Below are 14,217 nucleotides of genomic sequence, written 5' to 3'. Positions count from 1 at the left end.
CCACGGTGAACGTGATGAAGGCGAACGGCTCGCCGGGCGGCGTCTTCAGCGTCTGCGGCACCGACTTCAAGGTCGGAGCCTTCACGGCACGGTAGGGCGTGGCCCGGCCCCGTCCGTTCGCACGATCCCGGACATGACGCGTGGACCGGGAGCAGGTTCCGTCACCGCCGCCACCCTCCGGCCCGCCCTGACCCACCACGCTCTGATCCCTTCGCCTGCCGTCGATCGACCGATGGACGGCGGGCGCCGCGCGAGGACGCCGTCGTCCACCCGGTCGATCGAGTTCGTCGCGCTCGGGGCCGGGGTCCCCGCCGGTCAGGCCCTGGGGACGAGGGTGTTCTCGTTGGTGCGGTCGGCGGCGAAGTCGTCGATGTTGCGGGCGGTGGCGTCGATGATCTGGCCGACGGCGGTGCGGGTGAAGTAGGCCTGGTGGCTGGTGACGAGGACTTGGGGGAAGGTGACGAGGCGGGCGAGGGTGTCGTCGGTGATGCCCTCGATGGAGCGGTCGGTGAAGAAGACGCCGGTCTCCTCCTCGTAGACGTCCAGGCCGACGCCCGAGAGGCGGCCGGCGCGCAGCGTCTCGACGAGGGCGGCGCTGTCGACGAGGCCGCCGCGGCTGGAGTTGACGAGGATGGCGTCGTCCTTCATGCGGGCGAGGGCGGCGCCGTCGATGAGGTGGTGGGTGGCGGGCAGGAGGGGGACGTGGAGGCTCACCAGGTCGGCGCGGGAGAGGAGTTCGGGTAACTCGGTGTAATGCATGCCGAGTTCGAGGCAGGCGGGGTTGGGGGCGATGTCCCAGCCGAGCAGGGTGGTGCCGAAGCCGGCGGCGATGCGGGTGAAGCATTCGCCGATCTTTCCGGTGCCGATGACGCCGACGGTCATGCCGTGGATGTCGCGGCCGAGGAGGCCGTCGAGGCGGAAGTCGAACTCGCGGGAGCGGTTGGTGGCGCGGGTGAGGCGGCGGTTCACGGCCAGCGCGAGGGTCCAGGCGTGTTCCGCGACCGCGTACGGGCTGTAGTGGGAGACCCGGGCGACGGTCAGGCCGAGGTCGGCGGCGGCTTCCAGGTCGATGTTGTTGAAGCCGGTGGAGCGTTGGGCGATCAGCTCGGTGCCGCCGGCGGCCAGCGCCGCGAGGGTCTCGGCGTCCAGGACGGCGTTGACGCTGCTGCTGACGGCCGGGTAGCCGGCGGCGAGCGGGGCGGTGTCGCGGTTGAGGAACACGTCCAGGCAGCGCAGTCCGTGCCGGCCCGCGAAGGCCCGTTCCAGCAGCGGCCTTTCGTCGGCCTGCACTCCGTACGCCAGGATCTCCATCCGTTCCCTCCGGTAGCTCGCCTGCGGCCCACGCTAGCCGGGCGGCGGGCGGAACGCCCGCCGGGTGTGCGGGAGCCCCCGGCCGGGGTGGGCCGGGGGCTCCGGGGCGGGCGAGAGCGGTCAGAGGACCGTCTCGGCCTCCAGGTAGCGCTCCTGCGGGACGGTCTTCAGCTCGGCGACGGCCTCGGCCAGCGGCACCAGGTTGATGTTGGTGCCCTGCAGCGCGGTGATGTGCCCGAAGGCGCCCTTGTGGACGGCCTCGACGGCGTGCCAGCCGAAGCGGGTGGCGAGAACCCGGTCGTAGGCGGTCGGGGTGCCGCCGCGCTGGGTGTGGCCGAGGATCACCGGGCGGGCCTCCTTGCCGAGGCGGTGCTCCAGCTCGCGGGAGAGCTGGGTGGCGATGCCGGTGAAGCGCTCGTGGCCGTAGATGTCCTTGGTGCCCTCCTCCCAGTGCATGGTGCCGGGCTCGGGCTTGGCGCCCTCGGCGCAGACCACGATGGCGAACTTCTTCTGCCGGTCGAAGCGTTCGCGGACGACGGCGGTGAGCTTCTCGATGTGGAAGGGGCGCTCCGGGACGACGATGGCGTGTGCGCCGGCCGCCATACCCGCGTTCAGCGCGATCCAGCCGGTGTGCCGGCCCATGACCTCGACGACCATGACCCGCTGGTGGGACTCGGCGGTGGTCTTCAGTCGGTCCAGGGCCTCGGTGGCGACCGAGACGGCGGTGTCGAAGCCGAAGGTCACGTCGGTGGCGGCGATGTCGTTGTCGATGGTCTTCGGCACGCCGACGATCGGCAGGCCCGCGTCGCTCATCAGCTTGGCGGCCTTGAGGGTGCCCTCGCCGCCGATCGGGATCACCGCGTCCAGGCCGAGGTCGGAGCAGTACTTCTTGGCCCGTTCGACGCCGTCCCGCAGGTGGCTCGGCTGCACCCGGGAGGACCCGAGGATGGTGCCGCCCTGGGCCAGGATGCCGCTCACCGAGTCCAGGGTCAGGGGGCGGTGGTGCCCTTCCAGGAAACCGCGCCAACCGTCCTCGAACCCGATGATCTCGTCGCCGTGGTCGACCACCCCCCGGTGGACCACGGAACGGATCACCGCGTTCAGGCCGGGGCAGTCACCGCCGCTGGTCAGCACTCCGATACGCATTAGCTTTGCAACTCCCGAGCAGAACCGAGGAACGGCCGGACTACAGGCTGGGACGACGAGCCGTCACCGTGACGAGGCGTTCCCGCACCGGGTATGGCGGGGAGGTGGCCGCGGGGTGAAGGACCGGCCGATCCGGACAGAACGCCCGAAAACGGCCGCGAAGTCGAGCATACGGCCCCTGGTCCGGCCGGGCAGGAGCCGACGCGGGAGCGGCGCCGTCGGCGCCCCCGCGCGGAATTGCGGCCTGCTGCCGAGGAGGGTGTGCAGTAGGCAGCCCCATTGTCGTACGTCCGGGGCCGCCCGCGGGCCGGGTGACCGCATCGCGGGCACCCGGGCGGGGCGTACCGGTGAGTACTACGAGGGGCGCGTCGTGGCGGCGATGCGCTCGGCGCGCAGCGCGTCGTACCAGGTGGTGTCGGCCGGCGGCAGGGCGTTGACGTCCAGCGCCAGCTTGATCAGCAGGTCGGCCACGGCGGGGTTGCGGGCCAGCACCGGGCCGTGCAGGTAGGTGCCGAAGACGGTGTCCCGCCAAGCGCCCTCGGTGCCGTCGCCGGTGCCGTTGCCGCGGCCGGCGGTGACGTTCGCGAACGGCTGGACGCCCTGACCGAGGTGGGTGACGCCCTGGTGGTTCTCGAAGCCGGTCAGCTGCGGCAGGCCGAGCCGCGGGTCCACGTCGGCGAGCACGTCGCCGACGCAGCGGGCGCCCTCGCCGCGGGTGGTCCAGACGTCGAGCAGGCCCAGGCCGGGCTCGCGCTCGCCGAGGTCGTTGACGAACTCGTGGCCCATGATCTGGAAGCCGGCGCAGACGCCGAAGATGATCGCGCCGTTCTCGGAGGCCCGCACCAGGCCGCTGTCGGCGCGCAGCCGCTCGGCGGCCAGCCGCTGCGGGCGGTCCTCGCCGCCGCCGATCAGGTAGATGTCCCCGCTGGTGGGGATCGCCTGGTCGGAGCGGACGTCGATCCGGGTCACGTTGAGATGGCGCTGGCGGGCCCGGCGCTCCACGACCAGGGCGTTGCCGCGGTCGCCGTAGGTGCTGAGCAGGTCCGGGTAGACCCAGACCACGCGCAGGCTGCTCTCACTCATCCTCGAAGGCCTTCCATCACGAAAAGACTGGTGTGCGGGCGCGGCATCAGCCGGCCACGACCTTCCGCAGCTGCTGGAAGGCGGTGTAGTTGGCGATGGCCTCGATCCGGCCGGGCGGGGCCATCCGGACGGCCTGCTCCAGGGTGTCCACCACGTGGAACTGCAGCCCGGCGACCTCCAGGCGGACGGCCAGGTCCAGCTTGCGCTGGCCCATCACGAAGATCGGGTGCCCGGCGAGGCGCTCGTAGTCGACGTCCCACAGCCAGGAGGTGTCGGTGCCGTCGGCGTCGAGGGCGTTGACCGAGAGGATCACCGGGGCCGGCGGGCCGTCGATCAGCGAGAAGGTCTCCAGCCAGCCGGCCGGGTTCTTGGCGAGCAGCAGGCGGATGTCCCGGCCCTGGTACTGGACCACGTCGTAGCGGCCGGCCACGGCGCTCACCGAGCGCATCCGCTCCAGGGCGACCTGCGGGGAGACGCCGAACACGGCGGCGACGGCGGCCGAGCTGGTGGCGTTGGCCAGGTTGGCCCGGCCGGGCAGCTGCAGCTGGATCGGCCAGGCGCCGCGCTGCGGGTCGATCACGTGGGTGCCCTGGAGCGCCCAGTGCGGGTTGGGGCGCCGGAAGCCGCAGTCCTGGCAGAACCAGTCGTCGCCGGGGCGCTGCATCACGCCGCCGCAGGCGGGGCAGGACCAGGCGTCCTCCTTCCAGGCCTGTCCGGCGGCCACCCAGACCACCTTCTTGCAGGAGGAGGCGGCCCAGGTCACCAGCGGGTCGTCGGCGTTGGCGATGACCACGGCCTCGGTGTCCTGGAGGCCCTCGCGCCACTTCTCCGCCATCATGCGGGTCTCGGCGGCGCGGTCGAGCTGGTCGCGGGAGAGGTTGAGCAGGGCGATCGCCTTGGGGTGGGTGTCGCGGGCGACCCCGGCCAGGTACTTCTCGTCGACCTCGATCACGCCGAAGCGGGCGTCGGTGCCGCCCGCCAGGGCGGAGGTGATGCCGGCCGGCATGTTGGCGCCCAGGGCGTTGGAGACCACCGGTCCGGCGGCGCGCAGCGCCTCGGCGATCAGCCGGGTCGTGGTGGTCTTGCCGTTGGTGGCGCTGACCAGGACGACGTCGAGGTGGTCGGCGAGGGTGGCGAGCAGGTCGGGGTCGAGCCTGAGGGCGACCTTGCCGCCGATCACCGAGCCGCTTCCGCGACCGGCCTTACGGGACACGGCGGCGGCGACCTTGCCGGCCGTGACCGCGATCTTGGCGCGGGCCGGCAGCGAGGCGTCGCGTGCGCCTGTGGGCTCCGATTCGGTGCCTGCCATGCTCAGTGGTTCCTCCTTGCTGCGGCACCGCCCGGTGGCCGGATAACGGGCCGTCGGGCGGCGGGGACGGGGCCAGCCTACCGACTCCGTCGCCCGACCGGACGATCCGGACCCCATGCGGCCAGCTGCGACGCCGCTGCGGGGGGTGCTGACGGTCCGTCGAGGAGGGCGGTGCAGGGAGGGCCGCTCTTCCGTGCAGGACGCTCCGCCCCGGACCGGGGTTCCCGGGGGCGTCCGGTGAGGATGTGGTGAAGAAGCGATCGGACGATCAGCGGATCAATGGCCCGGGGTGGGCGCGGGGGTCGCGGCGGCCAGGGTGGCGGTGATCACCAGGGTGCCGTCCTCGGCACGGAAGTCCAGCGGCGCCGCCAGTCGGCGCATCGCGGCGATCAGCCCGGTGTTGGCGGCCTGGGTCACCGCGTACACCGTGCCGATCCCGACCGTGCGGGCCGTCGCGGTCAGCCGCCGGAGCAGGGCCAGGCCGAGCCCGCGCCGCTGCCAGGCGTCCTCGACCAGCACGGCCAGCTCCGCCTCGTCCTCGTCCCACATCAGGTGCCCGAGGGCGAGGACCCGGCCGTCGGGGGCGGTCACCACCAGGCTGCGGCCGTGCCGGGGGTCCAGCAGGTGCTGCAGGTAGCGGTCGGCGTCGCGGACCGGCCCGTGGTAGCGCAGCCGCAGCGCCGCGGCGGAGCAGCGGCCGTGCATCGCCAGGGCCGCCGCCCGGTCGGCCGGGTCGGCGGGGCGCAGCAGCAACTCGGTCCCGTCCGGCAGGGACAACCGGGACACCTGGTCCGCGGCCGGGTGCGCCGTCAGGTGGGGGCGGGGGTGGCGGCGCGGACCTGTGGGGTGCGCGGTCTGGCCCTCGGGCGGCGCGCACCTGCGGTTCGACCTGCGGAAGGGCCGGTGCCAGAGCCGTTCGAGGCGAGTGCGGGATGCCGTCATGGGGCCGACGCTACCGATGCCTCGCTTCCGGCCGGTTACGTGATCGTGAACGCACGAATGCCCGGGGGTGCGCGGGCGCCCCGCCGGGACGGCCCCGGCACAGGTCCAGGCCGGTGCCTCATGCGGTCGGGACGACGGGCGGCCGGCCCCGGTCGGCCTCGGCGGCGTGGGCGAGCTGTACATCGGCGGCGTCCAGCTGCACCCGCGCGAGGCCGCCCTGATGTACCAGGGCAGCCACGGCGGCCACCACCAGTCCGAGGCCAGCCGGCTCCAGGTCAGGGCCCAGCTGTCCGACCCCGGGGTGCGCGACCCGGCCCGGCTGGCGGGCCGGGAGAAGGTCGAACTGCCGGGCCGGCGGGAGAGCGAAGCCCAGCGGCGGGCGGTCTTCGCCCGCAAGACCTACCGCTTCTACGACGGCGGACCGAGCTGGCCGAGCGGCGGCCGGCGGCGCCGGTGACCATCCTCAAGGCCTCCGGTGACGACTACTCCTTCATCGAGGGCGGCACCGGCTACTCGGCCGCCCCGCCCACCGTGGTGGAACCGGCCGGGGACCACTACGGGGTGCTGAAGAAGCGCGGGGCGCTCGAACTGGTCGCCGCCATCCGGGCGGTGGAGCGGATCACCGTGTGAAGGCCGGCCGCTGACGCGGACACACTCACGGATGGCCCAGGATCCGCGACCGCGGGATCCCCTTCGGATAGGGATGGCTCGGCTTTCCGCCGAACCGTCTCGATCCGAAGGGGATCCCCCATGCTCGCGAAGAACTCCGCACTGGCCACGGCCTGTTGCGCGCTTCTGCTGGCCGTGCCGCTCGCTCTCGCCCAGCCGGCGGCCGCCGCCGGCAGCGGCGACCACACCAGCATCAACGGCAGCAGCAACAACGGCCCCAAGACCCCGCAGGAGGCGGCGGCCTGCAAGAGCGTCACCGGCGCGCTGCTCGGCGGCTTCGGCGGCATGCTGGGCAACGCGGTGTGCGTGGTGCAGCCGGCCGACAAGGGCTGAGCGGCCCTCCGGTCCAGCGATGGACCGGCGGCGGGCGCCCGGTCAGGCGCCCGCCGCCGCCACGAGCCGCTGCTCCAGCAGTTGCCACTGCGCCGCCATGTCGTGCACCAGGTACAGCTCGCGGCTGCGGGTCCAGGCCTGGCCGGACTGCGGGTCGTAGGTGCCCGGCATCGCCGTCCCGGCCGGGGCGCCGGCCGACCCGATCCCGGCCAGGCGGGTGGTGAGCACGCAGCGCTTCACGTGGTCCCGGAACCCGACCACCCCGGCGGTGCCGATCCCGCCGGGCAGGTTCCGGCGGGCGGCGGCGACCTGGGCGGCCACGCCGTAGGTGCTCAGGTAGGTGATCGTCCCGTCCGGGGCGACCACCGGCTCGATCGAGGTCACGTCGGTCAGCCCGTGGACGGTGGTCAGGAAGTGGGCGATCTCCCACTGGGCGTACACCGGAACCTTCCGGCGGCGGTGGATCCTGGCCACGCTGTCCGCCAACTCCCGGTTCACCGGCCCCGGTTCGTAGCGCACCCTGGTCGGGTCACCGCCGCCGGCCGGGGCGCGGTTGCCGAAGGCGTAGGCGAGCAGGAAGTCCACCTTCGCCGGATCCACCGTCGGCGGCGCCCAGTCGAAGCAGACGTCCAGGATCCGCGGCACCTCGGCCTCGGCCGCCGCGCGGTCGCCCAGAGCGCCGGTCAGCGTCCTCACCATCTGCCGCCGCAGACCCTCCTGGGCGCCCGTCCCCTCGGCCTTCGCCTGTCCGGCTCCGGCCGCCACCGGCACCACCACCCCCGCCGCCATCGCTGCGGCGAACTTCCGGCGATCCATGCTGCGCACCCGCTCCCTGTTCCGTCGTTCGGTCGGCCCATCCGACCCGGGGCGAGCGACCGCCGGGAGACCCGGCGCGGAAGCCCTGGTGAACGTTGGTCGGATCCGGAAGACGGATCCGGAAGACGGGTGCGGAAGACGGATCCGGAAGACGGGTGCGGACCCTTCGGGCTGCGCGGTCCTGGGCGATCCCGCCGACTCCTGGACCAGCTGCACCTCGGGCGGGCGGAACGGCGGTCGGTGGGGTCGGCGACGGCACGGGCGCGACCGGGCCCGACGGCCTGGCCGAGCGGGCCCTGGAGATCCGTACGGGTGTCGAGGTCGATGACCGGCCGGAAGGCCCACCCCCGGCGACGGCCCGGCCCCGTTCCGTGGCGCCGGTCCGGGCGGTGCAGGACGATGGGGAAGGCGGCGCCCCCTGACCGGGGGCGGTGAGCCGTGCGCCCCGGGTTCCGGGGCTTCCCCCGCGCCGGAGCGTTCACGCGTTCCGGGGATTCGGAGTCGGGCCGTGCAGGAGTTCCTGGTCGAGATCACCACCCGGGTGCCCGACGGCACCCCCGCCGAGGAGGTGGACCGCCGCCGCGCCGCCGAGGCGGTGCGCGCCCGCGAGCTGGCGGCCGCCGGCCGGCTGGCCCGGTTGTGGCGTCCGGTGGGCGAGGCGCGCAGCATCGGGATCTGGCGGGCGGCCGACGAACGGGAGCTGCGGGCGGAGGTGCTCGGCAGCCTGCCGCTGTGGCCGTGGATGACGGCCGTGGTCACCGCGCTGGAGCCGCACCCCAACGACCCGGGGGCCAGGGCGTGACGCCCGCTCGGGCCGCGTCCGTGGAGTGCTGAACCGCTCAGGCGATCCGGGTCGGGGTGTCCGTGAGGGTGTGGCCGGTGGCGGTGAGCAGGGTGGTGAGGGCGGTGGGGGTCAGTGCGTCGGGAGTGCGGAGGAAGAGTTCGTCGGCGGCGGGGTGGGGGTGGAGGGAGAGCACGGTGATCCGGTGCTCGGCGAGGGTGGCGCCGGTGTGGGCGAGGGCGGTGGTGCGGACCCGCCAGAGGGTGGTCGGGGGTGGGGCGTGGGGGGACCACCAGGCGTGCAGCACGGCCGCCGTGAGCAGCGCGAGGGCGGAGCCGGCGAGGACGATCGGGCCGTCGGAGCCGTGGAGGACGACCTTCGCGATCAGGTCGGCCGCGGTGACGGAGAGGAAGGCGGCGGCGAGTTCGACGGTGTCCCGGCGCCAGCGGCGGGCACGGTGGTGGGAAGGCTTCGAGTGCTCCATGGCCTCCACCGTGCCCGACCGGTGTTTCCCGGCCACGAACCCGCCGTCACCTGGCCGTTAAGGTCTGGCCGGCCGTGTTACGGCTGCAGCTCGCGGGCCGCGGCCTTGACCTCGTCCAGGAGCAGCCGCAGGTCGTCCTCGGTGGTCGCGGGGTTGAGCAGGCAGGCCCGGAGCATCTCGTGGCCGCCGAGCCGGGCGCCGGTGACGAAGACCCGTCCGCGCCGCTGGACGGCGACCGGCAGCTCGCGGTTGAGGGCGTCGCGGGCCGTTTCGCTCCGTCCGGCGGCCCGGTGGCGGAACGCCACGATGGAGGTCTGCACCTCCGCCAGCAACTCCAACTCCCCGTCGGACTGGATGAGTTCGCCGAGTCGACGGGCGAGCGCGGTGCACCGGGCGACGTCCTGGACCAGGCCGGTGCGGCCGCGGTGGGCGATGGTGGCCCAGACCTTGAGGGCGCGGAACGGGCGGGTCTGCTCGGTGCCGTACTCGGAGAACCAGCCGAGTTCCCCGGCGGCCTCGTCGCGCAGGTAGGACGGGACGAGGCTGAAGGTGCCGCGGAGCTCCTCGGTGTCGCGGACCAGGGCGCAGCCGCAGTCGACCGGGACGCCGAGCCACTTGTGCGGGTCGAGGGCGAGCGAGTCGGCGCGCTCCAGGCCCGCGTAGCGGTGGGCGATGGCCGGGTCGAGCCGGCCGAAGGCGCCGTACGCGCCGTCCACGTGCAGCCACAGGCCCTGCTCCTGGCAGAGGTCGGCGATGGGCTCGAAAGCGTCGACCGCGCCGGTGCCGACGGTGCCGGCCGAGGCGACCACCAGGAAGGGCAGCAGTCCGGCGGCGCGGTCGCGCTCGACGGCCGCCCGCAGCTCGGCGGGGTCGAGGCGGCCGTCGGGGCCGGTGGCGACGGTGCGCAGGTGCCGGCTGCCGAGGCCGAGGAGTTCGGCGGCCTTGCGGACGCACGAGTGGGTCTCGCCGGTGACGTAGCCGACCAGCGGCGGCAGGCCGGTCAGGCCGTCCTCGCGGACGTCGTGGCCGGCCCGGCGGGCGGCGCGGTTGCGGGCGGCGGCGAGGCAGACGATGGTCGCCATCGAGGTGCCGGAGGTGAGGAGTCCGCCGCCGGCCGGGTGCGGGAAGTCGACGAGTTCGGCGATCCAGCGGACGACGGCGCGTTCCAGGTGGACGTCGGCGTGGTCGCCGCCGGCCGAGCTGGGGTTCATCGCGGCGGCGGCGAGGGTGGCGAGCACCCCGGCGGGGGCGGGGGCGGAGTTGACCCAACCGAAGAAGCGCGGGTTGCCGTTGCCCATGGGGTACGGGAGGACGTCCCGCCCGATGGCGGCCGGCAGCTCGGCGAGCGGGCGGCCCTCGGCGGGCAGCGGGGCGTCGAGCAGGGCCCGCCGGGCGGCGTCGTCCATCGGTTGCCAGACCGGGCGGGCGGGCAGTCCGGCGAGGTAGTCGGCGACCAGGTCGGCGGTGGCGTGGGCGGCGCTGCGGAAGTTCTCGGGGGTCAACGGAGTGCTCCAGGGGCCGGGGGAGGCGCGGCGTCCTCGGCGCACCGTGATCAGCAGATGGTACGGAAGGGGCCCGCGCCGTGTGGCGCGGGCCCGGTGGGTGGGACGGGGACGATCAGTCCAGGGAGGCGGACAGCCCGCCCGCGGAGCGGCAGTAGCCCTGCATCTCCTTGTTGGTGATCTTCGCGCACAGCCGCCCGGCCGCGCCGCCGTCCGTGTAGTTGACGGTGTAGTAGCTGACCAGCCCCTCCGCGCAGGCCTTGCGCTGCCAGCCGTCGGCGGCGGTGGCGCACTGCTGGGCGGCCCAGTCCTCGCGGTCCAGGTTGTACTTCATGGTCCGGGAGCCGACGCCCCGGCTGCAGTCCACCGCCCCGCCGTTGGCCTTGCCGTTGAGGCACCACTTGAGGGCGTCGGCGTAGACCTCGGGGTGGTTCGGGTAGTCGTGCGAGGACAGGTAGAAGGTCGGGGCGTAGAAGTAGCAGGCGGACTGGAACAGCGAGGGCTGGTCCTTGCACGGGTAGAGCGGGTCCTGGGCGAGCTTGTCGGCGGGCAGGTTGGCCTTGGCCTGCTCGTCCTCCTCGTCCGGGCCGAAGAGCTGCATGAACAGGCCCTCGGAGCAGCGGATCCGGTTCTGGTCGGTGGTGAACTTGTTGCACAGTTCGCGCGCCTTGGCGACGTCCTGCTTGGCGACGAACATCGTGCCGTGGCCGACGCCGTGGATGCAGGGGCCGCTGTTCTTGGGGGCGCACAGCTTGAGCAGGTCCACGTCGGGCTGGGTGGAGGCGTTGAGCATCTCCTCGACCGCGCCGTGCAGGTAGCCGGCCGCGCAGGTCTCGTGGGGGAAGGAGATGACCTTCTGGAAGTCGGCGTTGAAGCGCTTGACCGCCGCGTGGCCGAGCTCGTGCGCGATCGGGTGGCAGAAGCGCACGGTGTACGGCTTCTCCTTGGTGATCTTGTCGAGGTCGGCGAGGGCGACGCCGGGGTCGGTGGCGTCCATCTCGGCCATGATCTTGTTGCGCAGCGTCGAGCGGGTCCACACCGCCGGATCGCCGGTCGGGGTGGCGCTCGCGGCGCCGGCCCCGACCGCCTGGGCGCCGGGGGCCGCGGGGGCCGTGGCGGGGGCGGGCGACGTGGTGGCCGTGGCGGGCGACCAGTCGGTGACGGCCACCGAGCCGAGGCCCAGGACTCCCAGGAGCACGGCGGTGAGAATCGCGAAGACTCGCGGCTGCATGACGGGATCCCCCGGCGGATCGAGGTGAACGGTTCGCTCCCATCCTGACGGCACGGGGGCGGGGAACCCGCGTTTTCGCCCGCCATTCGGGAGGTGTCGGCGACGCTACCGCATCGTCGGGACGCCCCGGTGGGGCGGGCCGGTTCCCGATGATCAAGGGGGATCGACGGCCGACCACCCGGGCGGGGTGGTCAACCGTCGTCCGGGGGCTCCGGTTCCCGGTATTCACCCGGACGGCGCAACGACCGCCGGTGCGGGCCGCCGCCGCGCCGGGGGCGTCAGAGCTCCAGCGTCACCTGGTACTCCGTCAGCCAGGCGTCGAGGTCCAGTGCGAGGTCGACGGCCAGCCGGACGGACTGGGGGTCGGTGTCCGGGGCGAGCGCGTCGGTGAGGCGCCGCGGGTCGAGCAGGTCGAGCGCCGGGGACTTCCGTTCCGCGGCGAGCCGGGCGAGTTCGGCGCGCAGTTGCGCCGGGTACAGCGGGTCCATCGACACCGGGTACGGGCTCTTCGCCCGGTCGGCCACCGCGGCCGGCAGCACGTCCCGGACGGCGGCGCGCAGCAGGCTCTTCTCCCGTCCGTCGAAGGCCTTCATCGCCCACGGCGTGTTGAAGACGTACTGGACCAGCCGGTGGTCGCAGAACGGCACCCGCACCTCCAGTCCGCTGGCCATGCTCATCCGGTCCTTCCGGTCGAGCAGGATGCAGACGAAGCGGGTCAGGTTGAGGTACGAGATCTCGCGCATCCGCCGCTCCAGCGGGTCGGCCGAGTCCGGGTGCGGGACCTCGGCGAGCGCCTCGCGGTAGCGGGCCCGGCGGTAGCCGTCCAGGTCGAGCTTGCGGAGCAGGTCGGCGTCGAGCAGCCGCTCGCGCGGGGCGGAGCCGGTGCCGGCGATGGCGGCGACGCTGGCGGCCCAGGGGAAGTCGTCGGTGGCGACGGCCGCGGGGTCGTGGAACCAGCGGTAGCCGCCGAAGAGTTCGTCCGCGGACTCGCCGGACAGCGCGACGGTGGAGTGCCGGCGGACGTCCCGGAAGAGCAGCAGCAGCGAGACGTCCATGTCGCCGACGCCGTTCGGCAGGTCGCGGGCGCGCACCGTGGCGGAGCGCAGGGCCGGGTCGGCGAGTTCGGCCGGGTCCAGCTCGATCACGCTGTGGTCAGCACCGACGTGGTCGGCGAGCAGCCGGGCGAACGGCCCGTCCTGGGACTGCCGGACCGGGTCGGCGTGGAAGTCCTGCGGTCGCCCGGCGAAGTCCACCGCGAAGGAGCGCACCGGGCCGGCGCCGGCGGCGGCCAGCGTCCTGGCGGCGAGGGCGGTGACGGCGCTGGAGTCCAGGCCGCCGGAGAGCAGCGAGCAGAGCGGCACGTCCGCGTCCAGCTGGCGGTGGACGATGTCGTCCAGCAGCGCCCGGACGGTGGCGATGGTCGACTCCAGGCTGTCGGCGTGCTCGCGCGCCTCCAGGCCCCAGTAGCGGCGCACCGAGAGGCCGCCGCGGCGCACCCGCACCAGGTGCCCGGGCCGGACCTCCAGGACGTCCCGGTACGGGGTGAGGCCGGGGGTGCGGGTGTGGGCGAGCAGTTCGCGCAGCCCGTCCAGGTCGACCACGGCGCGGACCGAGGGGTGGGCGAGCAGCGCCTTCATCTCGGAGCCGAACAGCACGCCGTCCGGGGTCGGGTGGTAGTACAGCGGCTTGACGCCCATCCGGTCGCGGACCAGCAGCAGCTCCTCGCGCCGGGCGTCCCAGATCGCGAAGGCGAACATGCCGTTCAGCCGCTCGGCCAGGCCCTCGCCCCACTCCAGGTAGGCGTGCAGCACGACCTCGGTGTCGCTGCGGGTGCGGAAGCGGTGGCCGGCGGCCGCCAGCTCCGCGCGCAGCTCGCGGTGGTTGTAGACCTCGCCGCTGTAGCTGAGCACGGCCAGCGTGCGGCCGTCGTGCTCGACGGCCATCGGCTGGACGCCGCCCTCGACGTCGATCACCGCGAGGCGGCGGTGGCCGAGTGCGGCGTGCGGCTCCAGGTGGACGCCCCCGGCGTCGGGCCCGCGGCAGATCTGGGTGGCCGTCATCTCGTCGAGGACGGCCCGTTCGGCGGTCAGGTCGCGGTCGTAGGCGACCCATCCGGTGATCCCGCACATCAGCAAGCCCTCCGGTCTTCGGCTGGTGTGTGCCGGAGATCACGCTAAGGGCGGAATCGGCGCGGCATCAAGAGTCCGTCGGGAAGGTGACAACAGGGCGTCCGATTGGTCACCTGGGCGGAAAGTCGCAAAGCCTGCCCGATTTCGGGCAAGATCTTTGGCCTCGGCGAGCGACACGACCTAGAGTTCTCAGTCGTGCCGAGCTCACCCCACCCTCACGAAGACCTCCTCGCCCACCTCGCCCGGACCAGCCCGCTCGGGCCCCGGGAAGCGGCGCGGGTCGTGGCGGAGGTGCTGGCGTACTTCTCCGAGACCACCGAGGAGTACGTCCGTCGCCGCCACGGCGAGCTGCAGGCACGAGGCCTCACCAACGAACGGATCTTCGCCCGGCTCGCCGAGGAGCTGCCCGCCCGCCGCGTCGCGGCGCCGGAGCTCTCGGCCCGTCAGCTGCGCCGGATCGTCTACGGCTGAGCCCGGTCCA

The 14,217-nt window shown here is 73.7% G+C and carries 15 protein-coding genes; 5 read left to right on the top strand and 10 right to left on the bottom strand.

Annotation, left to right across the window (positions count from 1 at the left end):
• Positions 1–315: 315 nt before the first annotated feature.
• From ACZ7BZ_RS29590 to ACZ7BZ_RS29570, 5 genes are all read right to left on the bottom strand, one after another.
• Positions 316–1,311, bottom strand: coding sequence for a 2-hydroxyacid dehydrogenase (locus tag ACZ7BZ_RS29590; protein ID WP_470361006.1), 996 nt, complete (start codon positions 1,309–1,311; stop codon positions 316–318).
• Between the two features lie 120 nt (positions 1,312–1,431).
• Positions 1,432–2,457, bottom strand: a complete 1,026-nt coding sequence (locus tag ACZ7BZ_RS29585; protein WP_380457097.1) for a 6-phosphofructokinase — start codon at positions 2,455–2,457, stop codon at positions 1,432–1,434.
• A 354-nt stretch (positions 2,458–2,811) separates the two neighbouring features.
• Positions 2,812–3,540 (bottom strand): type 1 glutamine amidotransferase, encoded by a 729-nt coding sequence (locus ACZ7BZ_RS29580; RefSeq protein WP_470361005.1) that lies wholly within the window; start codon positions 3,538–3,540, stop codon positions 2,812–2,814.
• Positions 3,541–3,586: 46 nt separating this feature from the next.
• Positions 3,587–4,849 (bottom strand): MurT ligase domain-containing protein, encoded by a 1,263-nt coding sequence (locus ACZ7BZ_RS29575; protein WP_380457094.1) that lies wholly within the window; start codon positions 4,847–4,849, stop codon positions 3,587–3,589.
• A 276-nt stretch (positions 4,850–5,125) separates the two neighbouring features.
• On the bottom strand, positions 5,126–5,791 hold the full coding sequence (locus tag ACZ7BZ_RS29570; RefSeq protein WP_470361004.1) for a GNAT family N-acetyltransferase: 666 nt from the start codon (positions 5,789–5,791) through the stop codon (positions 5,126–5,128).
• Between the two features lie 166 nt (positions 5,792–5,957).
• Here ACZ7BZ_RS29570 and ACZ7BZ_RS29565 point away from each other — a divergent pair, with 166 nt between their 5' ends.
• The 3 genes from ACZ7BZ_RS29565 (at position 5,958) to ACZ7BZ_RS29555 (ending at position 6,793) form a co-directional block, all read left to right on the top strand.
• The gene (locus ACZ7BZ_RS29565) at positions 5,958–6,248 is read left to right on the top strand and encodes a hypothetical protein (RefSeq protein WP_470361003.1); all 291 of its coding nucleotides are present in this window, start codon (positions 5,958–5,960) and stop codon (positions 6,246–6,248) included.
• Complete coding sequence (locus tag ACZ7BZ_RS29560) at positions 6,245–6,421, top strand: hypothetical protein (protein ID WP_470361002.1); 177 nt, start codon at positions 6,245–6,247, stop codon at positions 6,419–6,421. The genes ACZ7BZ_RS29565 and ACZ7BZ_RS29560 overlap by 4 nt, the downstream gene beginning before the upstream one ends.
• Before the next feature lie 120 nt (positions 6,422–6,541).
• Positions 6,542–6,793 carry a hypothetical protein gene (locus tag ACZ7BZ_RS29555; protein ID WP_470361001.1) on the top strand — a complete coding sequence of 84 codons (252 nt, stop codon included), beginning with the start codon at positions 6,542–6,544 and terminating at the stop codon, positions 6,791–6,793.
• Between the two features lie 42 nt (positions 6,794–6,835).
• Here the strand turns inward: ACZ7BZ_RS29555 and ACZ7BZ_RS29550 are convergent, their stop codons facing one another.
• Positions 6,836–7,609: a hypothetical protein gene (locus tag ACZ7BZ_RS29550; RefSeq protein ID WP_470361000.1), complete on the bottom strand. Its 774-nt coding sequence runs from the start codon at positions 7,607–7,609 to the stop codon at positions 6,836–6,838.
• A gap of 508 nt (positions 7,610–8,117) precedes the next feature.
• Between ACZ7BZ_RS29550 and ACZ7BZ_RS29545 the strand changes: the two genes are divergently transcribed.
• Entirely contained in the window at positions 8,118–8,411 is a 294-nt protein-coding gene (locus ACZ7BZ_RS29545; protein ID WP_470360999.1) for a muconolactone Delta-isomerase family protein, read from the top strand.
• 37 nt (positions 8,412–8,448) lie between these two features.
• On the opposite strand, the gene ACZ7BZ_RS29540 is transcribed toward ACZ7BZ_RS29545, so the two are convergent.
• The 4 genes from ACZ7BZ_RS29540 to asnB form a co-directional block, all read right to left on the bottom strand.
• On the bottom strand, positions 8,449–8,874 hold the full coding sequence (locus ACZ7BZ_RS29540) for a hypothetical protein (RefSeq protein ID WP_470360998.1): 426 nt from the start codon (positions 8,872–8,874) through the stop codon (positions 8,449–8,451).
• Positions 8,875–8,951: 77 nt separating this feature from the next.
• Entirely contained in the window at positions 8,952–10,376 is a 1,425-nt protein-coding gene (locus ACZ7BZ_RS29535; RefSeq protein ID WP_470360997.1) for a pyridoxal phosphate-dependent decarboxylase family protein, read from the bottom strand.
• Positions 10,377–10,491: 115 nt separating this feature from the next.
• Positions 10,492–11,607 carry a hypothetical protein gene (locus ACZ7BZ_RS29530; protein WP_470360996.1) on the bottom strand — a complete coding sequence of 372 codons (1,116 nt, stop codon included), beginning with the start codon at positions 11,605–11,607 and terminating at the stop codon, positions 10,492–10,494.
• A 278-nt stretch (positions 11,608–11,885) separates the two neighbouring features.
• Positions 11,886–13,736, bottom strand: coding sequence for an asparagine synthase (glutamine-hydrolyzing) (gene asnB, locus ACZ7BZ_RS29525; RefSeq protein WP_470360995.1), 1,851 nt, complete (start codon positions 13,734–13,736; stop codon positions 11,886–11,888).
• 195 nt (positions 13,737–13,931) lie between these two features.
• On the opposite strand from asnB, the gene ACZ7BZ_RS29520 reads away from it, so the two are divergent.
• Complete coding sequence (locus tag ACZ7BZ_RS29520; RefSeq protein ID WP_030283224.1) at positions 13,932–14,207, top strand: hypothetical protein; 276 nt, start codon at positions 13,932–13,934, stop codon at positions 14,205–14,207.
• Positions 14,208–14,217: the final 10 nt, after the last annotated feature.

It is taken from the genome of Kitasatospora sp. NPDC036934 (assembly GCF_055608425.1).
This window is presented reverse-complemented; position numbering and strand designations above follow the sequence as displayed.

Bases quoted from the DNA above. Each gene is read 5' to 3' on its own strand.
- ACZ7BZ_RS29590 (WP_470361006.1), bottom strand. From the start codon at position 1,311: ATGGAGATCCTGGCGTACGGAGTGCAGGCCGACGAAAGGCCGCTGCTG.
- ACZ7BZ_RS29585 (WP_380457097.1), bottom strand. From the start codon at position 2,457: ATGCGTATCGGAGTGCTGACCAGCGGCGGTGACTGCCCCGGCCTGAAC.
- ACZ7BZ_RS29580 (WP_470361005.1), bottom strand. From the start codon at position 3,540: ATGAGTGAGAGCAGCCTGCGCGTGGTCTGGGTCTACCCGGACCTGCTC.
- ACZ7BZ_RS29575 (WP_380457094.1), bottom strand. From the start codon at position 4,849: ATGGCAGGCACCGAATCGGAGCCCACAGGCGCACGCGACGCCTCGCTG.
- ACZ7BZ_RS29570 (WP_470361004.1), bottom strand. From the start codon at position 5,791: ATGACGGCATCCCGCACTCGCCTCGAACGGCTCTGGCACCGGCCCTTC.
- ACZ7BZ_RS29555 (WP_470361001.1), top strand. From the start codon at position 6,542: ATGCTCGCGAAGAACTCCGCACTGGCCACGGCCTGTTGCGCGCTTCTG.
- ACZ7BZ_RS29550 (WP_470361000.1), bottom strand. From the start codon at position 7,609: ATGGATCGCCGGAAGTTCGCCGCAGCGATGGCGGCGGGGGTGGTGGTG.
- ACZ7BZ_RS29540 (WP_470360998.1), bottom strand. From the start codon at position 8,874: ATGGAGCACTCGAAGCCTTCCCACCACCGTGCCCGCCGCTGGCGCCGG.
- ACZ7BZ_RS29530 (WP_470360996.1), bottom strand. From the start codon at position 11,607: ATGCAGCCGCGAGTCTTCGCGATTCTCACCGCCGTGCTCCTGGGAGTC.
- asnB (WP_470360995.1), bottom strand. From the start codon at position 13,736: ATGTGCGGGATCACCGGATGGGTCGCCTACGACCGCGACCTGACCGCC.